Source organism: Hyphobacterium sp. (genome assembly GCF_965228115.1).
Classification (GTDB): Bacteria; Pseudomonadota; Alphaproteobacteria; order Caulobacterales; family Maricaulaceae; genus Hyphobacterium.
On record NZ_OZ245794.1, the window covers coordinates 2,667,848 to 2,686,075 of the forward strand.

Below are 18,228 nucleotides of genomic sequence, written 5' to 3' on the forward strand. Positions count from 1 at the left end.
CCAACGGCCTGCAAAAAGCAAGGCAATTGCTGTTTGAACCCACAACCTCAAACGGATTGGCGCTTGCGCGAGTCCACACGGGGGTTAAGGTTTTTTGAAAACTCATGAAAGGAAGTGCTTATGTCAGTCGCACGCGTAACCGAAATCTCCGCCTCATCCAAAAAAGGCTTTGAAGATGCGATTAAGGTAGGTCTGAAACGGGCCGACAAAACCTTGCGCGGTATCAAAGGCGCCTGGGTGAAAGAACAAAAAGTCACTTACAAGGACGGCGATGTGGATGAGTTCCAGGTCAACATTCTGGTCACGTTCGAACTGGACGATGATTGATGAGCGGCCTTGATATTGGCAGCTTGCTGGAAGCGGTCTCAAGCTCGCAGGGGCGCGCGCCCATTGAAAACGCCGCTTCGGGTCTAGGCCTGAGTGGCGATCAAACCCAAAGCGCCATCCAGGCTTTGCTGCCAGCACTCGCGGCAGGTTTATCGCGTGAGGAAGGTGGTGGAAACGCCAATAATCTGATCTCCACCATTCTTAACGCAGGCCAGAGTCGCGACCTTGAAGACCTTGGGGATCCGGTGGAAACCGGCAACTCAATTCTGGGACAAGTGTTCGGTAATCGCGATGTGTCGCGGGCCGTCGCGGCTGATGCCGCTGCGCAAAGCGGCATTGGCGAAGAAGCTTTAAAGCGTCTTTTGCCGGTCATTGCGGCGTCTCTGGTCAGCCAGCTGGCCGGGCGGCAGGAACAGCAGAATTCCGGCGCAGGAGGACTCGTGGGTGGTTTGCTGGGCGCGTTAGGCAACCCGCAAAACAGTAGCGGTGGCGACCTTGCCGGTCTGGCGGGCTCATTCCTTGGCGGTGGCCGCTCACAACAAGCCGATCAGCCGGGCATATCTGACGATGTGCTCCGCATGATCATGAACCGGTAAACTCAAACCAGAAAAGGGGATAGGACATGTTTGGACTTATTCAGGTGGTAGCACAGGCCGGACGCGCCCTCGGCATCGGCGAAGGCAAATCCGAGGAAGAAGAAGCCGAAATTGTTCGCAATGAGGTGAAAGAGCAAAACCTTGAAGGGGCCGAAAAGGTCGATTTTGAGGTCAAGAAAGGAAAGGTCGTCGTCAAGGGTGAGGGCGTTGACCAGGCTATCAAGGAGAAAATCCTGATGGCTGCCGGCAACATCAAGGGCATTGGCGAGGTCGAGGACAAGATCATTGCCGCCAAGAAAGCAGCCGCTGGCAAGTTCTACACTGTGAAGTCCGGTGACTCGCTCTCGAAAATCTCCAAATCGCAATATGGCGATGCCATGAAGTATCCTGAGATCTTTGAAGCCAATAAGCCAATGCTAAAGCATCCGGACAAAATCTATCCGGGTCAGGTTCTGCGTATTCCGCCGAAAAAATAACTGTGTCTGTGGGCGTTCTTCGCTTTAGCGGCGAAGGACGCCCAACACGCCGCGTACCAGTTCGCGGACCAGTGTCCGCGAGGATTCCCGCAGTACGTTATTGACGGCCCGCTCGGTTGAGCTCATCCGGCGTGAGCGGCGTCGGGTGTTCGTTCGGCGGCTCCGCGTTTGCGTGGTCCGGCGGCGGCGCTCTTCGCGTTCCTCGGCCTGGCGGGCGCTTTCTTCTTCGCGCAGCCGTTGGGCCGTGCGCTCCTCGAGACGCTCAAAGGCGGACTCGCGATCCACGCGTTCATCATAGACGCCCTTCAGCGGGCTGGACGCCATCATGCCGGCGCGCTCGAGATCGGTCAGCGGCCCAAGGCGACTCGATGGCGGGCGGATCAGGGTCCGCGCAACTTCCTGCGGGATGCCCTTTGCATCCAGCGTGGAGACCAGCGCTTCGCCGACCCCAAGCTCGGTGATGACTTGCTGGGTATCGAATGCCGGATTTTCGCGGAAGGATTCCGCGGCTGCCTTCAGAGCCCGCCGCTCTTTCGGTGTGTATGCCCGAAGCGCGTGCTGGATGCGGTTGCCCAGCTGAGACAGCACTTCATCGGGGATGTCGCGCGGATTTTGGGTCACGAAGTAAACACCCACGCCCTTGGAGCGGATCAGTTTGACGGTCTGTTCCACCTTGTTCACCAGAGCCCGCGGCGCGCGGTCGAATAGAAGATGTGCTTCGTCGAAGAAAAAGGCGATGCGCGGCCGGTCCGGGTCACCAACCTCCGGCAGTTCCTCAAACAGCTCGGCCAGCAGCCAAAGCAAGAAGAGTGCATAGAGGTTCGGGGCATGGATCAGCTTGGTGGCATCGAGCACATTCACCCGGCCATGACCGTTCTCATCTACCGTCATGAAGTCAGCCAACGACAAAGCAGGCTCTCCAAAGAAATGCTCCAATCCCTCGCGCTCAAAAGAAAGAAGCCGGCGCTGGATGGCGCCAATGGAGGCGACCGCAACATTGCCATAAGCGGCGCTCAACTCGGCCCGGCGTTCCGAGACATGGGCGAGGAGCGCCCTCAAATCTGCGAGATCAAGGAGAAGCAGGTTTTCATCTTCAGCGAGCTGGAACGCGACGTTCAGTACACCTTCCTGCGTATCATTCAGCTCCAGCATCCGCGAAAGGAGAAGCGGGCCCATCTCGGAGACGGTCGTGCGGATCGGGTGGCCTTTTTCGCCGAAAACATCCCAGAACACGCAAGGCGGAGCGCTGTAGGCATAGTCCTCCAGGCCGATCTTGTTGGCACGGGAAATCAGCTTGTCATGCAGCTTGTGCGATTCGGACCCAGGAACCGCCAATCCGGAAAGATCACCTTTAATGTCTGCTGCAAAAACCGGGACGCCCGCTTTTGAAAAGGCCTCCGTCAGGATTTGCAACGTCACGGTTTTACCGGTTCCGGTGGCGCCGCTGATAATACCGTGACGGTTGGCGCGCTTGAGGATGAGGTGCTGTGGCTCGCCGCCGGCACCACCGATGAAGATCCGGTCGATTTGTCCCATGATGGTCCCCGCCTGTTATTGCGTTTCTTCGGGTCTAGTAACACAGGTTAATCTGTTCAATAATCTTCTAAGCACACCACACGGGAGGAGACAGCTGTGGCCGGAAAATTTGTCATCAAGACCGCAAAGAATGGCGAAACGTTTTTCTCGCTAATCGCAGGAAATGGCGAAAATGTCGGGAAATCTGAAACCTATAAAGCAAAAGCCAGCGCCAAAAATGGCATTGCCTCGGTCCAGAAGAATGCCGGTGACATGAACAAATATGTCATCAAGGAAGGCGCAAACGGAAAATTCTATCTGTCGCTGAAGGCCGGCAATGGCGAGATCATTCTCACTGGGCAGGGTTATTCCAGCGAATCTGGTGCCGAAAAAGGCCGCGAAGCTATTGCGCGCGCGGCTGACGGCGCGGACATCGTCGACGAAACGTAAGTCTGTTAGGGCGCCCGGCCTACAGGGTGTCTTCCACCTTAAAGACTGCACATACCGAGGCCGTTACACGCTGGGGCTCGCGATCAGCCGCCAGCGCGTAGCGGTCTAATTCTGCCAGTAATTGCTCAGCCGTCAGGCCACTGCCCGGAGGCGGAGGAGGAGGCGACGGTGGTGGTGGAGGAGGTGGCGGCGGAGCGCTTGAATAGCGCGCATAGTCGTCATAGCCGGTCTCGGTCGATGGCCGCCCTAAACATGGACCCTGTCCCTCTTGAAGCGTCGCAATCTCACCGAGTTGCGAACCAGCTGCTTCCGCAACGATCCGTGCCCTTTCAGTGGCGTCATTAACGGCCGCCGCAAAAGCCGAACGCTGGTTCTCAGCGGTGGGTTCGAGAAAAAAACTCACATTGCCGGAGTTCACGGGTCCTGCCGCCAACGCCGCACCACGTGCATCGCTGGTGAGTTCGGGATTAAGCACCACAACATTCATTGAGACGGTGGCCACATAGCCCAGCAGGGAATCCGGATGCCGATTCTCCACCAACCGTTCGCCTCCCTCACCAAATCGCTCGGTCACTTGCTCATAATAGGGCCGAACCGAGAGGTTTGAGGTGATCCGGACGTCCCCATTCGCCGCCAGCCTCACCGCCTCCGCCGCCAGATTGGCGCGGACGACCGCTTGCTGGGAAGCCGCTTCACTGGTCGGGGCCCGGCCCTCGAAAGACACCTGGAAACGCGCCCGGTTGGCCGGAACTTCAATATAAGCCCGGCCCTGCGCTTCGATCACGGGACCCTGTGCCCAGATGGGTACGGGATTGCCGGACATTGGTTCGCAAGCGGAAAGTGCCAATGCGCTGACACCGACAACCAGTACACCTAATCTGCGCATGTTATCCCCCTTGAATTCCCAATCCGAAGTCACGATACCAAATCGCGACACCTCACGAAAAGGCTTTCCCATGACAGGCGAAGAAAAAAAGGCGCATTATGCTGAGCTGAAGCGCGAAATCGAAGCTGTTGTCGCAGGCGAAACCAGCCGGACCGCGCGTTTCGCGACTGCGTCATGCCTATTGGCGGAAGCTTTCAAGCCGCGCTTTTTCTGGACAGGATTTTACGAGGTGGATCCGAACAAGCCTGAAGAGCTGGTTGTCGGGCCTTATCAGGGCTCGATGGGATGCTTGCGCATTCCGTTTGGCCGAGGCGTCTGCGGTGCCGCAGCGGCCAAGCTGGAAACCCAGTTGGTGCCGGATGTCCATGCTTTTGACGGCCACATTGCCTGTGATGGCCGGACCAATTCGGAAATCGTCGTGCCGGTGCTCGATGCCAACGACCAACTGGCCGCCGTGCTGGACGTCGATAGTGAAGCGCCCGACGCGTTCGATGAGATCGACCGCGCCGGGCTTGAAGCCATCGCCAAAGTGCTGTTGACCGCCTAGCGGACGACAATCTCCACGCGGCGGTTGTGGGTGCGGCCAGCCTCCGTGGCATTGGTGGCTTCAGGTGCGAGCGGGCCGACGCCTTGCGGCTCTAGCCGCGATGGATCGATCCCGTAGTCATCGACCAGTGCAGAGATCACCGAAGCGGCGCGTCGGCGCGACAGGTCGAGATTGTAGCTAAGCGATCCGGTCATATCGGTATGTCCGACGACATAGAGGTTTAGATTAGGCCGGTTGAGCAGCAGTGAATGCAATGCGTCCAATGCGGCAGCGCTTTCTGCGAGGAGTTCATCAGAATCGTGCGCAAACAATAGACCATCGACGCGAACGTGCCCGTCCGCATCCAGGCCGTCTGCCAAGGCTTCAGCGGAAACGGCGACCATGCCCGTGTCCATCTCGGCGGTTTCAATGATATCGATTGATGTACCATGCCGTCCGGTTGCGACCGCAACATAAGCCAGACGGTCTTCGTAGCCGAGCGTGCCGACCGCATAATGTGAATTGGGACCGTTGATGGCGCGGATGCCATTGGCCTGATGAAACCGGTTTCGGGTCGAACCCGTGGTGCAACTGCCATCACCGGCACACGACCAGATCTCCTCAAACCCGGCCTCTTCCAGTGCCAGGCGGTAATTCGTGAAAATTTCCAACTCGGAGCGCTCGTCCGGACTTTCATAGTAGAGCCGCGTAACCCGGCCTTCGATCCGTTCAGTTACCGCCTCGCGAACCTCGAAATCAAAGCCGACAATCAAGTCATAGCGATTGTATTCCCAGTATTCGCCTCCGCCCTGAGACCCGTCGTAAGGCGTCACCAACGGGTGGCCCGTCACCTCCTGCTGTGCCCAGGCTCCACCGGAGCAAATCAGCGCGGCAACAATAAGCAGTCTCCCGGTCCCCATTCGCATCCTCCCTTTACGCATACGATTAAATCAGATTAGTTTCATTGAATGAACCTTCAATGAACAAATATTCAGTGAAATGTCAAATCAACGCGATCAACAAAAACAGGAAACCCGCGCGCGGCTTATTGAAGCCGGAGCGAAAGTGTTTGCAGAACGTGGTCTGGAGGGCACACGCATTGGCGATATTGCCAAGGAAGCCGGTGTTGCGATGGGCACGCTTTACACGCATTTCCCGGACAAGGAAGCCTTGTTTGATGAGGTTATGAGGGCTGGTAAAGCACTCATTATCGACGGCATCAAGGCCACCTACGAGCTGGATGTCGAACATGCCACCCGCGACTTGCTGGTGATGGAAGGCGTTGTTGCCTTTGCCGAAACCTACGGCTCCTTGTTTCGATTAATGTTGGCCCGGGGGGGAGGTGAAGACCCAATCCAGAGGGAAGTCATAGATGCCGTGACAGAATTACGGGTAAAAGAATTTGAGGAAGGGCGGGTGGTTGGCTGGGTTCGGCCGGGTCAGAATTTGAAGGCAGTTGCCCGCTGCGAAGTCGGGGCTGTTTTCCATTTACTCGATTGGTGGCTGGACGATCCAGCCCGGATGGATCGTGAGGAACTGATCGGGACGCTCTCAAACTTCAGACGGTTCGGGTTAGAAGGCCGCGAACCTTGATCTGGGGAGCCGGCGGCGGAAGGCTCTGGCAATGCAACAATTGATTCGTCTTCAGGGCCGTGAGGTTGGGTATCGGCTAGTACGATCGCCGCGCCGACGGACTATTGCCCTTCAGATTGACCACGATGGCTTGCAAGTTCGTGTGCCTCAGCCTGCCTCACAGCGCCAGATCGATAGTGTTCTCAAAGAGAAATCCGACTGGATTACGCTAAAGCTGGACGAATGGGCGAAACGGCCCGCGCCGCAAAACCGCCTGTTTGGAACAGGAGAGCGCTTCCCTTTTTTGGGCCATGAACTGACCCTCGACGTAATCGCTCACCCCACCAGGGCAAGGACCTGCGTCGAACGTCAGGACAACATTCTGCGAATCGAAATCGATCGGCATCTGCAAGGCGAAATGCGAGAGACTACCCTCCGCAAAGGTCTGGAAAGATGGTATCGCCGGGAGGCTGAGGCTGACTTTCCTGCGCGCGTCCAAGACTATGCGAACCAGCTGGGTCAAACTGCCAGCAAAGTTGTCATTAGAGATCAGAAGCGACGCTGGGGAAGTTGCGATTCAAAAGGCGTTATTCGCCTCAATTGGCGGTTGATCGGCGCAGAACCCGACCTAATCGACTATGTCTGCGCACACGAAGCGGCGCATTTGCTGGTACCGAACCACTCCGCTCGCTTCTGGGCACTGGTGGAAAAATTAATGCCGGATTGGAAGGCCCGGCGGCAACGATTGAACGAGACCGCCGGGAAATTCGTGCCGTTCTAATCAGTCATCCGGCCGGAGATGACGGTCGAAGAACTCCATCATGGCCCGCATGCGGTGCCGGTTTCGCATTTCGCCGCGGATGCCATGCCGCTGACCCGGATAGGTCATCATTTCAAACGGCAAATCGCGTTCCTGCAAGGCATTGAAAAGGCGCGTCGAGTTTTCGAACACCACATTGTCGTCAGCCATGCCGTGCATGATCAAAAGTGGGGTATCCCATCCTTCCAGATGCGCGAAGACCGAGGATTGCGCATACCCTTCGGCATTATTCTGCGGCGTGCCCATAAAGCGCTCTGTGTAGTGTGTATCATAGAGCGCCCAATCGGTGACCGGAGCACCGGATACGCCGGCGGCAAAAGCGCCGGGGGCCTGCAGCGTGGTCATCAACGTCATATAGCCGCCATAGGACCAGCCCCAGATTCCGACCCTGTCAGGGTCCACAAAATCCAGTGACTGCAGATAGGCCAGTCCGGCCAGTTGATCTACGACTTCCACCCCGCCCATCGCACGGTGAAGCGCGGTTTCAAACGCGTGCCCACGATCCGGCGTGCCGCGATTGTCCAGCTTGAAATAGATATAGCCTTGCTGCGCGATGTATTGATCGCTTGTGCCCAGCCATGACATGCGAACCCGGCGGCCCACAACTGGGCCCCCATAGACATTCACGATCACCGGGTATTGCTGCGACGGGTCAAAGTCTGGCGGCAAATACATCAGATAATGCAGCTCTGACCCATCAGCAGCTTCTATTGAACCAAAATTCGGCACGATGTGATCGTCGAGATATGGAAAGTAGGGATGGTCCTCATTGAGCTCGTTTTCCTCGATCCAGCGAAGCAATGAGCCGGAGGCATCATAGAGCCCGGTCTGAGAAGGCTGTGAGGGGTTGGAGAAACTTGCCAGGTAGGACTGCGCGCCTTCTCCCATGGAAATGCCGCCCCACCAGCCTTGGCCGTCTGTGACCTGAACCGGCTCGCTGTTGGCTTGTGCGAAAGACACGGCATACAAATGCCTCTGAAGCGGATCGGTTACCCAGCCCGTGAAATATACCAGGCCAGCATCCGCATCGACGCCTTCAATCGCGTTGATCTGCCAGTCCCCCGAGGTGATCTGCGCGATCTCGGTGCCATCGCCGGCATAATGATAGATGTGCCGGAAACCGGTCCGCTCTGACGTCCAAAGGAAGGTGCCGTCCGAAAGGAAGGTGAGGTCGTAGGTGAGGTTGATCCAGGCCGGATCGAGCTCGGCCAGGATAGTTTCGTTTTCGCCGGTCGCTGGATCATAGGCCAGCAAGTCCAGCCGGGTTTGCGCGCGGTTCTGGCGTTGTACAAACAATCGCCCATCCGGAGCCCAGTTCGCCCGTGCGAGATAAATATCGGTCTCTTCGCCCAGATCAGCTTCGACGCGCTCGCCAGTGTCAAGATTCTCAATAAACAAGCGAATATTGACATTGGCTTCGCCAGCATAAGGGTAGCGTTGTTCGGAAACGGTCGCACCATCGCCCTGAATATCAACACGGTACGAGATCGGAATCGGACTCTCATCGACTTCAGCAAAGGCGACATATTGGTCATCGCGGGAGAACCAGTAACCCGTCGAGCGGCGCATTTCTTCCTGGGCGACAAACTCGGCCATACCATAAGAAAGCGTTCCGCCGCCCTCGGTGGTGATCGCGCGCGTTTCGGCGGTTTGCAGGTCATGCACGAACAGATTTTGCTCGCGGACGAAGCCGACATAGCGGCCGGCCGGCGAAATACGACTGTCTGTTTCTGCGGCCTCGGTTTCCATCAAGCGGCGGGCGTCGCCACTTTCCAACTCATAATAAAAAACGTCCCCGTCCAGCGGGAACAAAATAGCCTCGCCAAGTGAATCCCAGTCATAGCTGACAATTCCTGAGCCCGTGATCCGGGCGCGTTCGCGTAACTGGATTTCTGCTTCGGTCAGTTCGCGTTCTTCCGGCACAAGTGCGCGGCTGTCCACCAGCATGAAAGGCTCGCCGCCATCCACATCAATCGCCCAGAGATCGCGGACATTGGCATCCTCCTCCTTGGCCTGCAGGAAGGTGATAAGGCCACCATCCGGCGAAAAGCGCGTGGCCGACGCCACCGGGCCGTTCAGGCTGGGACTGGCATAAAGACGTTCCAGGGTCAGGCTTTCACTGGAGGCATCTTGTGCGGCGAGGAGCGCCAGAACGGCGAGAGAAGAAATCATGTTGTTACCCTGATAATCGGATTAACTCTGGACATAACGCCAACGGCGCCCGCTGGAAAGCGGACGCCGTCGCAAGTTCTCGCTTTCATTCCTTCTAGAGCGGTGGAAGTACGGTGTTCGGTGTCCACGGCGCCCCGGCATTCGCGAGGGTTTCTTCAAACGCCGGAATGCTTTCTTCCGTTAGGACCAGAAAACGCGCGCGAATGTCTGCGAACTCTGCCTCGGCAAAGCCGAGCTGCTCTTCATGCGAAGCAGAAGGCCCATAAGTCGAGTTACTCGTGCCGAGTGAGGCATAGAACAGGCGTGAGCCAACGGTTGATGGTTCGAAATCATAGATGCCGCCGCTGGACTGGTTGCCGCCAAGTGCCTCCTCGATTTCAAACAGCTCCTGACGGAGTGCTTCATACTGATCATCCAGCTCTCCGGGCGCTGTGCGAGTCCGGTAGAGCGCGGACTGCAAGCGTTCCAGACGGAAACGGGTCTGGGTGATCGACGCATTGGCGGCGGAGAAGCTGCGTTGCAGGTCAGCGAGACGCTCCCAGAACGCGACGACCTCATCGTCCGGCGAGCCGGGCAGGGCCCCCTCGGTCAGCCGTTCAACCTCAAAGGTTTGAGGATCGCCAATGGTGACGGTTTCCCCATTATGCTGGCGAACCAGCGTCACCGTGTAGGTGCCCGGACCGACCAGAAAACCCGAAGTTTCAGAGTCTGGCGTATCTGGCTGAGTCACCGCAGACGGGCTGGGATAAGTCAAATCCCAAGCCACGCGGTGGAAACCAGCACCAACCGGTCCCGGAAGACGCCGCACCACGCGGCCATCGCTATCGCGTACCACCAGCCACATGCGGGGAGGCGCCTCCCGTCGCTCGGCTTCAATCACGTCAAATCCAGGGAAGGGCGTGTCATCCCATTCGGCAACGAGCGGGGCTTCTTCTGCTTGCCGGATTTCCTCGGACGTTTGCAGGCCTTCGTGCATGTAATAGGTGAAGGTGGCACCAAAGGGCGGATTCGGAGCATAGAAATACCCGTGGCCTTGAACGCCGCGCGGTCCGAAGCTCAGCTCATGTTGCTCCTGATACCACCAGGCGCGGCGGATCGGGAAAAGCTGGGTCGTGTTTTCCAGCGCATCTTCAGATAGATTGCGGAGCGGCGAGATGTCATCAAGCACGTAGATACTCCGACCGAACGTGCCTACAACGAGGTCATCCTCGCGTTCCTGGATCAGCAAATCACGGGCCGGGATGGGCGGCATGCCCGCACTCATCTCAACCCAGTTGTCGCCGCCATCGATGGTGAACCAGACGCCGAATTCTCCACCCACGAAAATCAGGTTTGCATCTTCATGGTCCTGAACAATTCGCCAGATGATCTGGTTTTCCGGCAAACCATTGGTGATCGAGCGCCAGGACCGGCCGAAATTATCTGACCGCAGCAAGTAAGGCGCAAAGTCGCCCTGCTTGTGATTGTCCAGCGCAAGGAAAACCGTGCCCGCTTCAAAGCGGGACGGCTCGAAATCATTGACATAGGCAAGATCTGGAACGCCCGGCAGATCGCCAGCTTCGGTCCGGTTCCAGGTCTCACCCCCATCGGTGGTGATCTGGATCAGACCGTCATCGGTTCCCGCATAAATGACAGTCTCATCGACCGGGGATTCCGCCAGCGCGCTGATCGTATTGTAGCGTGACATGGCGAGCAGATCCCAGCCTGCGTCCCATGACCATTGCCGGCCCATTATAGGCAACAGCATGCGGCTTTCATCGCGCGTCAGATCGCCTGAAATCGGTGTCCAGTTGTCACCCCGGTCATCTGACCGCCAGACCCTCTGGGAACCATGATAGAGCCGGGTCGGTTCGTGAGATGAGACCACAATTGGTGCATCCCAGTTAAACCTTTCAGCGGGCTCGCCTGGCTGCGGCTGGGCGCGGATGTAGACGATTTCACCGGTGGTCCGGTCAAAGCGCACCAGATTGCCCTGCTGCCAGCTGGAATAGGCAATATCCGGATTGCCCGGCTCGACGTCAGGTTCATGCCCATCACCGAACAGGGTGATTTCCCAATCTGCGTTGCGGATGCCGTGGCGGCTGTCCGTACGCGATGGTCCGAGCTGGGTGTTATTGTCCTGTGTGCCGCCATAGACATTATAGAATGGCTCGGCGTCATCTACAGCAATGTCGTAAAACTGCGTGATCGGCATGTTCGCTATGAAGCGCCACGTTTGCTCGTCATCATGCGTCTCATAAAGGCCGCCATCCGAACCGACCAGCATGTAATCCGGATCCGTTGGGTGGAAGCCGATGGCGTGATCATCGACGTGCTTGTTCTCATTATTGATGTCGCGGAATGTTGCGCCGCCATCATTGGATATTTGCGTCGTATTGCTGACCAGAATGATGCGATCAAAGTGGTGTGGATGCGCATACAGCTCCGTATAATAGTGCGGGCCGGTTCCGGCAGAAACTGTATCTGACATGCGCGTCCAGCTCTCACCGCGGTTCTCCGACCGATAGACACCGCCCGTCCGGCGGTCCTGTTCAATCGCGGCATAGAGAATGTCCGGATTCTGAACGGAGATTGCGAGTCCGATCTTGCCCCTATTGCCTTGCGGAAGACCGGTGGTGACTTCGCGCCAGGTGTCCCCGCCATCATCAGACACATGGATGCCGCTTTCAGGCCCTGCGCCCATATAGGCGGCGACGGTCCGATGGCGTTGCCAGGTGGCCGCGACGAGACGGTCCGGGTTGCGCGGGTCCATGACAATGTCGGTTACACCCGTCCATTCACCGGCGGATAGCACGAGTTCCCAGGTTTCACCGCCATCCGTGGTTTTATAAAGGCCGCGTTCGCCTCCCGGTGACCAGAGTGGTCCCTGGGCGGCCACCCACATTGTATTGGAATCTTCCGGGTGGATCAGGATTTCCGAAATGCGCTCGGAATCTTCAAGTCCCATATGGTCCCAGGTCTGGCCGCCATCACGAGAGCGATAGATGCCATTGCCGTAACCGGCATGCCGGCTGCCGGTATTCTCGCCGGTTCCCACCCATATCGTATGCGGATTATTTGGATCGACCGTAACCGTACCGATGGAGTAAATTCCGGTATCATCGAAGATCGGTGTCCAGGTCGTGCCTGCATTTTCCGTCCGCCAGACACCGCCGGACCCCACACCGACGATCCAGGTCGAGGGATCATGCGGCATGATCTCGATATCGCTGAGGCGCCCGGCCATGAAGGCCGGCCCGATGCTACGAAACTCCAGACCTGTAAACGTCCCGGCGCTGAGCACCTCTTCTGTTTCGTTTGCTTCAGCTTCGCCACCCGACTGCGCACAAGCGGTTTGTGGCAACACGCCGATCATCACGGCGCAAATTAATCCTCGCATTTATAGCTCCCCAGCCAATCCAGAAAAAGACCCTAACAGGCGTCCGGGAAATGAGAAGGTCCGTGCGGCAAAATAACAAAGAAGTTAGGAATCTAACGGCTTGACCGGCGCGTCTGGTTGGTAACGATGCGCCTCATGAAAATCGGCAAACTTCTTCGTGACATTCACCATTGGGGCTCGCCCATCATCATGTTGCCGCTGGGCGTAATGATCATTGCGGGCGGCTTTCTGATGCTAAAAAAAGACATTGGCTGGATTCAACCGCCCACCCAGCGCAGCGCGATTGAAGTCACGGGGCCGCCGGAAACCACGCTATTGCAGATGTATGAAGCCGCTGCGGCGATCCCCGAGCTGGAAATCACGAACTGGGATCAATTCGACCGGATAGATATCCGGTCTGATCGCGGCGTTGCCAAATTCATCGCCCCCAATCGCTGGGAAGCGCAGATTGATCTTGTCACCCTGGAGACCCTTTCGCTGGAATACCGCCGTTCGGATTTGCTGGAACAAATCCATGACGGTTCCTTCTTTGCAGATTGGGTGAAGCTCTACATTTTCTTTCCGGTCGGGATTATCTTGTTCTTCCTTTGGGCGACCGGCATCTGGCTTTTCTTCGAGCCCTATATCAAGCGGGCGCAGCGGAAAAAGAAGCGGGCGGAGCGGTCAGCCTCCTAGCCAAACGCGGCGCATTCCGGAATTGCCCGCCCGCGCGCGCTCCGCTATACGCCGCGCAACACATTATTCCCTGATTTAAAAGGACTCACGCGCGCCATGGCCGCCTATCAATATGTCTACCATATGGACAAGCTTTCGAAGACCTATCCGGGCGCTTCAAAGCCGGTTTTCGAGAACATCTCTCTGCACTTTTTGCCAGACGCCAAGATTGGCGTTGTCGGCGTCAATGGCGCGGGTAAATCCACGCTTCTGAAAATCATGGCCGGCATGGATACCGAGTTCACCGGTGAGGCCTGGGCGGAGAAGGGCGTGCGCGTCGGCTATCTGCCGCAGGAACCCCAACTCAATCCGGAAAAAACCGTCTGGGAAAACGTCATTGAAGGCTCGGCGCACAAGAAACTGGTCGATGATTTCAACGCCGTTTCGATGAAGCTGGCCGAGGATTATACCGACGAGCTGATGGCCGAGATGACCGAGCTGCAAGAAAAGATCGATGCAGCTGATGCGTGGGACATCGACAGCAAGATCGAAATGGCGATGGACGCGCTGCGCTGTCCGCCCGGCGAGAGCGAGGTAACCAATTTGTCCGGCGGTGAAGTCCGCCGTGTTGCCCTGTGCCGCCTGCTTTTGTCCGAGCCGCACATGTTGCTGCTCGACGAACCCACCAACCATCTGGACGCGGAATCGGTTGATTGGCTTCAGCACCATCTGGAAAACTTCCCGGGCGCCATTCTGGTCGTTACGCACGACCGTTACTTCCTCGACTCGATCACCACCTGGACGCTCGAACTCGATCGCGGCCGGGGTGTGCCGTATGAGGGCAATTACTCCTCCTGGCTGGAACAAAAGCAAAAGCGTCTGGCCCAGGAAAAACGAGAAGAAGGCTCCAAGCAGAAAGCTCTGGCCCGCGAGTTGGAGTGGATCCGCTCTTCGCCCAAAGCCCGTCAGGCCAAATCAAAGGCCCGGATCAAATCCTATGAGGAGCTGCGCGATCAGGCCGATCGTCAGGAAATCAACACTGCCCAGATCAACATTCCGCCGGGCCCGCGCCTCGGGGGTGTGGTTCTGGAAGCCGCGGGCCTGAAGAAAGCCTTCGGCGACAAGCTGTTGATTGAAGGCTTGGAGTTCAAACTCCCGCCCGGTGGTGTAGTTGGTGTGATCGGTCCCAACGGGGCGGGTAAATCCACCCTGTTCAAGATGATCACGGGTCAGGAGCAGCCGGATGAAGGCACGCTGAAACTCGGTGAAACTGTGCAGCTCTCTTATGTCGATCAGTCCCGCGACAAGCTGGATGCCAACAAAACCGTTTGGGAAGAAATTTCCGGCGGCCATGACATGATCAATCTGGGCGGCAAGGAAGTGTCGTCCCGCGCCTATGTAGGTGCGTTCAACTTCAAAGGCGGCGACCAGCAAAAGAAAGTCGGCTTGCTGTCAGGTGGTGAACGCAACCGGGTTCACCTCGCCAAGACGCTGCAGACCGGCGGCAATCTTCTTTTGCTCGACGAACCGACAAATGACCTTGATGTGGAAACGCTCGCCGCGCTGGAACAGGCGTTGGAGAATTATCCCGGCTGTGCCGTGGTTATCTCGCACGACCGTTTCTTCCTTGATCGTCTGGCCACCCACATTCTCGCCTTCGAAGGCGACAGCCATGTGGAATGGTTTGAAGGTAATTTTGGAGACTATATGGAAGACAAGAAACGGCGCCTGGGCGAGGACGCCGTCGTCCCGAAACGGGTGAAGTTCAAGAAGTTTAGCCGGTAACGACTGGCAAAAGTTCTGAAAAAGGCGGCTCCTGGGCCGCCTTTTTTGCAGCGCATCATTGAAAAGAACGCTCAATGATATAAACATATCTTTATACGTTTCTGGAACGTGTGGGATATGGACGATCTTGTTGCCCAACTCAAAGCGCTCGCCGAGCCGACGCGCCTGCGCATTGCGAGCCTTTTGGCGCGCGGTGAGTTGACCGTATCCGAGCTGGTGCAGGTGTTGGGACAAAGCCAGCCACGCGTCAGCCGCCACCTCAAACTACTGACAGCCGCCGGTTTGGTGGAACGTCTTCCAGAGGGCGCTTTTGTCTTCTACCGGCTCGTCGCTTCAGGACCGGGCTATCGCCTTGCCAATGTTATCGGCGAAATGTCTCCCCCGGACGATCCGGTCCTGAAGCGCGACCTGGCCCGCCTTGAAAGCGTAAAAACGGCGAGGGCCGCCGCCGCGGAAGCCTATTTCAAACGCGCCGCTGAGGACTGGGACAAGATCCGAGCTTTGCACCTGTCTGAGGACGATGTTGAAGCCGCGATGCGCGATGCGGCGGGCAGTGGACCGTTCGATCTGATGATCGATGTGGGCGTTGGCACGGGCCGCATTCTGGAAGTTTTTGCTGATCGGGTGAAAGAAGGCGTGGGCGTGGATATCAACCACGCCATGTTGAATGTCGCGCGGCTGAACCTTGAACGCGCAGGCCTGTCCGAAGCCTCGGTGCGCAAAGCCGATGTTTCGGCGCTGCCGTTTGAAAACGAGGTCGCTGATCTCGTGACGGTGCACCAGGTGCTGCACTATCTGGATGATCCAGCCATTGCGATCGCCGAATGCGCCCGGGTTTTAAAGCCAGGCGGCGTCCTGTTGATCGCAGATTTCGCGCCGCATCAGCTAGAGTTTCTGAAGACGGAACACGCCCATCGCCAGCTCGGTTTTTCTGATGAAGACATAACCGGCTGGGTTGAAGAATCCGGCCTGGAATTGCGCCGCCGCGCGTCGCTGCATCCAGAACAACCAGAAAACCGTTTGACCGTGAAAATCTGGGCCGCAAGGCGTCAGCCCGTGCGGGCACCTTCATCCACCGGTAAAGTAGAAAGCGTTCGCCGATGACCTTTCAAGCCAAAGCCTTTGCCAGTGGGCGCGACAGCGCTCCGACGGTCTCGTTCGAATTCTTCCCTCCGAAGAATGACACGATGGAAGCGCGTCTCTGGGAGACTGTGGAACGGTTGGAGCCCTATCAACCCGATTTCGTGTCGGTGACTTATGGCGCCGGTGGTTCCACCCGCGAGCGCACACGGAAAACGGTCAATCGTATTCTATCCGACACCAGCTTGAGAGCCGCCGCTCACCTCACTTGTGTTGGCGCCACGCGCGACGAGACGAAGGATATAATCCGCGAATACAAGAATGCTGGAATTGATCATATTGTGGCGCTGAGGGGGGATTCCCCCGACGGTATCGGCGCCGCCTATCAGACCCATCCGGGCGGGTTTGAGTGTACATCCCAATTGGTCGCCTCCATCCGCGAGGCGGGCATTTCCGATGTCTCGGTCGGCTGTTATCCGGAGAAACACCCCGATAGCCCGAGCGTCGATCACGACCTGGATGTTCTGAAGAAAAAAATTGATGCCGGCGCGACGCGGGCTGTCACTCAGTTCTTCTTTGACCCTGACACCTTTTTCCGTTTCCGCGACCAGGCAGTGGCATCCGGCATCACCATTCCGATCATTCCCGGCTTGATGCTGCAGTCGAATTTCGCGGGCCTTCAGCGCATGTCAGGGCTCTGCGGCGCGTCCGTTCCAGACAGCCTGCCGCCCTTGTTTGACGGGTTGGAAGACGACCCTGACACCCGCGATCTGGTCACCGCAAATGTGGTCGCCAAGCTGGCGCGCAAGCTGGAGAAGGGCGGCGCGGAACACTTCCATTTTTACACGCTGAACCGCGCCAATCTGGCGATTTGCCTGGTGCGCCTCCTGGGCGTGCGGGCTTTGGAAGAGGCCGCTTAACCATGCCGGATCGGGGCCAGAGGGTAGAGGCGCTTCAACGTGCCGCACGAGAGCGCATCGTCGTACTCGATGGGCCCAAAGGCACCGAGATTCAGCGGCGAAATCCCACTGAGGACGATTTTCGTGGCGAACAGTTCGTCAGCCATAATCAGGACCTCAAAGGCAATAATGACATCCTTAATCTGACCCGGCCGGACATTATCGAGCAGATTCACCGCGACTATGCCGACGCCGGAGCGGAAATCCTGTCCACCAACACATTCAATGCGAACGCCATCAGCCAGGGCGAATACGGGTTGGCGGACCAGACCTATGCCATCAACAAGGCTGGCGCAGCGATTGCCCGCAAGGTGGCCGACGCGTTTTCATCGAGGAATCGGTTGTTGTGGGTGGCGGGTGCGATCGGCCCAACCAATGCGACGCTGTCCCTGTCTCCGGATGTGAATCTTCCGGAATTCCGCGCGACCGATTTCGAAACCATGGTCGGCGTCTACAAGGAAGCCGCGCGAGGCTTGATGGATGGCGGCGCAGATTATCTGTTGATTGAAACCGTCTTTGACACGCTGAACGCCAAGGCGGCGATTGCGGCGGTGCGGGATCTGGAGGCCGAAACCGGTGAAGGCATTCCTATGGCCCTGTCCATGACGGTGGTGGACAAGTCAGGGCGCAATCTCTCCGGACAGACGGTTGAAGCTTTTTATACCTCAATCGCACACGCTGAGCCTATCACGGTCGGGATCAATTGCTCCTTAGGTGCAGAGCAAATGAGAACTTATATCGCTGCGCTCTCGCGTATCTCTGAAAGCTTGATCCATGTCTATCCGAATGCGGGTCTCCCCAATGATCTTGGCGGCTATGATGAGCCGCCGCAAACGACGTCGGCGCATCTTGGCGAATGGGCTCAATCTGGCCTGGTAAACATCGTCGGCGGGTGTTGTGGCACGACGCCGGATCATATCCGTGCCATTGCAAAAGCGGTTTCCGGGCAATCCTCGCGTGGCATCCCCGAGCGCTCCACCGCCATGCGGCTTTCTGGTCTCGAGCCATTTTCGATAGCCGGATAACCGCGC

17 protein-coding genes are annotated in these 18,228 nt (G+C 57.5%); 12 read left to right on the top strand and 5 right to left on the bottom strand.

Annotated features, from left to right (window positions below; all coding sequences use genetic code 11):
- The first annotated feature begins 120 nt into the window (after nucleotides 1-120).
- Genes ACO079_RS13670 through lysM form a run of 3 tightly spaced genes read left to right on the top strand, consistent with a single transcriptional unit; the run spans nucleotide 121 to nucleotide 1,399 of the window.
- The gene (locus tag ACO079_RS13670; protein ID WP_421790816.1) at nucleotides 121-327 is read left to right on the top strand and encodes a dodecin family protein; all 207 of its coding nucleotides are present in this window, start codon (nucleotides 121-123) and stop codon (nucleotides 325-327) included.
- Nucleotides 327-923: a DUF937 domain-containing protein gene (locus ACO079_RS13675; RefSeq protein WP_421790817.1), complete on the top strand. Its 597-nt coding sequence runs from the start codon at nucleotides 327-329 to the stop codon at nucleotides 921-923. Before ACO079_RS13670 ends, ACO079_RS13675 begins: the two co-directional genes overlap by 1 nt.
- Before the next feature lie 26 nt (nucleotides 924-949).
- A complete protein-coding gene (lysM, locus tag ACO079_RS13680; RefSeq protein WP_421790819.1) occupies nucleotides 950-1,399 on the top strand; it encodes a peptidoglycan-binding protein LysM in 450 nt (149 codons plus the stop codon).
- 24 nt (nucleotides 1,400-1,423) lie between these two features.
- Here the strand turns inward: lysM and ACO079_RS13685 are convergent, their stop codons facing one another.
- Nucleotides 1,424-2,935 carry a helicase HerA-like domain-containing protein gene (locus ACO079_RS13685; protein WP_421790821.1) on the bottom strand — a complete coding sequence of 504 codons (1,512 nt, stop codon included), beginning with the start codon at nucleotides 2,933-2,935 and terminating at the stop codon, nucleotides 1,424-1,426.
- Between the two features lie 96 nt (nucleotides 2,936-3,031).
- Here ACO079_RS13685 and ACO079_RS13690 point away from each other — a divergent pair, with 96 nt between their 5' ends.
- Nucleotides 3,032-3,364 (top strand): YegP family protein, encoded by a 333-nt coding sequence (locus tag ACO079_RS13690; protein ID WP_421790822.1) that lies wholly within the window; start codon nucleotides 3,032-3,034, stop codon nucleotides 3,362-3,364.
- A 19-nt stretch (nucleotides 3,365-3,383) separates the two neighbouring features.
- On the opposite strand, the gene ACO079_RS13695 is transcribed toward ACO079_RS13690, so the two are convergent.
- The gene (locus tag ACO079_RS13695; RefSeq protein ID WP_421790823.1) at nucleotides 3,384-4,250 is read right to left on the bottom strand and encodes an SIMPL domain-containing protein; all 867 of its coding nucleotides are present in this window, start codon (nucleotides 4,248-4,250) and stop codon (nucleotides 3,384-3,386) included.
- 70 nt (nucleotides 4,251-4,320) lie between these two features.
- Here ACO079_RS13695 and ACO079_RS13700 point away from each other — a divergent pair, with 70 nt between their 5' ends.
- On the top strand, nucleotides 4,321-4,797 hold the full coding sequence (locus ACO079_RS13700; protein WP_421790824.1) for a GAF domain-containing protein: 477 nt from the start codon (nucleotides 4,321-4,323) through the stop codon (nucleotides 4,795-4,797).
- Here ACO079_RS13700 and ACO079_RS13705 read toward each other — a convergent pair.
- The gene (locus ACO079_RS13705; protein WP_421790825.1) at nucleotides 4,794-5,696 is read right to left on the bottom strand and encodes an OmpA family protein; all 903 of its coding nucleotides are present in this window, start codon (nucleotides 5,694-5,696) and stop codon (nucleotides 4,794-4,796) included. The genes ACO079_RS13700 and ACO079_RS13705 overlap by 4 nt on opposite strands.
- A 79-nt stretch (nucleotides 5,697-5,775) precedes the next feature.
- On the opposite strand from ACO079_RS13705, the gene ACO079_RS13710 reads away from it, so the two are divergent.
- Nucleotides 5,776-6,369 carry a TetR/AcrR family transcriptional regulator gene (locus ACO079_RS13710; protein WP_421790827.1) on the top strand — a complete coding sequence of 198 codons (594 nt, stop codon included), beginning with the start codon at nucleotides 5,776-5,778 and terminating at the stop codon, nucleotides 6,367-6,369.
- Between the two features lie 31 nt (nucleotides 6,370-6,400).
- Nucleotides 6,401-7,129: a M48 family metallopeptidase gene (locus tag ACO079_RS13715; protein ID WP_421790828.1), complete on the top strand. Its 729-nt coding sequence runs from the start codon at nucleotides 6,401-6,403 to the stop codon at nucleotides 7,127-7,129.
- Here ACO079_RS13715 and ACO079_RS13720 read toward each other — a convergent pair whose 3' ends face one another.
- Both ACO079_RS13720 and ACO079_RS13725 read right to left on the bottom strand, forming a co-directional pair.
- A complete protein-coding gene (locus ACO079_RS13720) occupies nucleotides 7,130-9,340 on the bottom strand; it encodes a DPP IV N-terminal domain-containing protein (protein ID WP_421790830.1) in 2,211 nt (736 codons plus the stop codon).
- Between the two features lie 94 nt (nucleotides 9,341-9,434).
- Nucleotides 9,435-12,719 carry a VPS10 domain-containing protein gene (locus ACO079_RS13725; protein WP_421790831.1) on the bottom strand — a complete coding sequence of 1,095 codons (3,285 nt, stop codon included), beginning with the start codon at nucleotides 12,717-12,719 and terminating at the stop codon, nucleotides 9,435-9,437.
- Between the two features lie 135 nt (nucleotides 12,720-12,854).
- On the opposite strand from ACO079_RS13725, the gene ACO079_RS13730 reads away from it, so the two are divergent.
- The 5 genes from ACO079_RS13730 (at nucleotide 12,855) to ACO079_RS13750 (ending at nucleotide 18,222) form a co-directional block, all read left to right on the top strand.
- Nucleotides 12,855-13,394, top strand: coding sequence for a hypothetical protein (locus ACO079_RS13730; protein ID WP_421790833.1), 540 nt, complete (start codon nucleotides 12,855-12,857; stop codon nucleotides 13,392-13,394).
- A gap of 96 nt (nucleotides 13,395-13,490) precedes the next feature.
- Nucleotides 13,491-15,158: an energy-dependent translational throttle protein EttA gene (ettA, locus tag ACO079_RS13735; RefSeq protein WP_421790834.1), complete on the top strand. Its 1,668-nt coding sequence runs from the start codon at nucleotides 13,491-13,493 to the stop codon at nucleotides 15,156-15,158.
- 117 nt (nucleotides 15,159-15,275) lie between these two features.
- Nucleotides 15,276-16,262 (top strand): ArsR/SmtB family transcription factor, encoded by a 987-nt coding sequence (locus ACO079_RS13740; RefSeq protein WP_421790836.1) that lies wholly within the window; start codon nucleotides 15,276-15,278, stop codon nucleotides 16,260-16,262.
- The gene (gene metF / locus ACO079_RS13745) at nucleotides 16,259-17,158 is read left to right on the top strand and encodes a methylenetetrahydrofolate reductase [NAD(P)H] (protein ID WP_421790837.1); all 900 of its coding nucleotides are present in this window, start codon (nucleotides 16,259-16,261) and stop codon (nucleotides 17,156-17,158) included. Before ACO079_RS13740 ends, metF begins: the two co-directional genes overlap by 4 nt.
- Before the next feature lie 2 nt (nucleotides 17,159-17,160).
- Nucleotides 17,161-18,222 carry a homocysteine S-methyltransferase family protein gene (locus ACO079_RS13750; protein WP_421790839.1) on the top strand — a complete coding sequence of 354 codons (1,062 nt, stop codon included), beginning with the start codon at nucleotides 17,161-17,163 and terminating at the stop codon, nucleotides 18,220-18,222.
- Nucleotides 18,223-18,228 lie beyond the last annotated feature (6 nt).

What these genes read in the sequence shown, in the direction of transcription:
- ACO079_RS13670 (WP_421790816.1), top strand. Translation starts at nt 121, where the DNA reads ATGTCAGTCGCACGCGTAACCGAAATCTCCGCCTCATCCAAAAAAGGC.
- ACO079_RS13675 (WP_421790817.1), top strand. Translation starts at nt 327, where the DNA reads ATGAGCGGCCTTGATATTGGCAGCTTGCTGGAAGCGGTCTCAAGCTCG.
- lysM (WP_421790819.1), top strand. Translation starts at nt 950, where the DNA reads ATGTTTGGACTTATTCAGGTGGTAGCACAGGCCGGACGCGCCCTCGGC.
- ACO079_RS13685 (WP_421790821.1), bottom strand. Translation starts at nt 2,935, where the DNA reads ATGGGACAAATCGACCGGATCTTCATCGGTGGTGCCGGCGGCGAGCCA.
- ACO079_RS13695 (WP_421790823.1), bottom strand. Translation starts at nt 4,250, where the DNA reads ATGCGCAGATTAGGTGTACTGGTTGTCGGTGTCAGCGCATTGGCACTT.
- ACO079_RS13700 (WP_421790824.1), top strand. Translation starts at nt 4,321, where the DNA reads ATGACAGGCGAAGAAAAAAAGGCGCATTATGCTGAGCTGAAGCGCGAA.
- ACO079_RS13705 (WP_421790825.1), bottom strand. Translation starts at nt 5,696, where the DNA reads ATGGGGACCGGGAGACTGCTTATTGTTGCCGCGCTGATTTGCTCCGGT.
- ACO079_RS13710 (WP_421790827.1), top strand. Translation starts at nt 5,776, where the DNA reads ATGTCAAATCAACGCGATCAACAAAAACAGGAAACCCGCGCGCGGCTT.
- ACO079_RS13715 (WP_421790828.1), top strand. Translation starts at nt 6,401, where the DNA reads ATGCAACAATTGATTCGTCTTCAGGGCCGTGAGGTTGGGTATCGGCTA.
- ACO079_RS13720 (WP_421790830.1), bottom strand. Translation starts at nt 9,340, where the DNA reads ATGATTTCTTCTCTCGCCGTTCTGGCGCTCCTCGCCGCACAAGATGCC.
- ACO079_RS13725 (WP_421790831.1), bottom strand. Translation starts at nt 12,719, where the DNA reads ATGCGAGGATTAATTTGCGCCGTGATGATCGGCGTGTTGCCACAAACC.
- ACO079_RS13730 (WP_421790833.1), top strand. Translation starts at nt 12,855, where the DNA reads ATGAAAATCGGCAAACTTCTTCGTGACATTCACCATTGGGGCTCGCCC.
- ettA (WP_421790834.1), top strand. Translation starts at nt 13,491, where the DNA reads ATGGCCGCCTATCAATATGTCTACCATATGGACAAGCTTTCGAAGACC.
- ACO079_RS13740 (WP_421790836.1), top strand. Translation starts at nt 15,276, where the DNA reads ATGGACGATCTTGTTGCCCAACTCAAAGCGCTCGCCGAGCCGACGCGC.
- metF (WP_421790837.1), top strand. Translation starts at nt 16,259, where the DNA reads ATGACCTTTCAAGCCAAAGCCTTTGCCAGTGGGCGCGACAGCGCTCCG.
- ACO079_RS13750 (WP_421790839.1), top strand. Translation starts at nt 17,161, where the DNA reads ATGCCGGATCGGGGCCAGAGGGTAGAGGCGCTTCAACGTGCCGCACGA.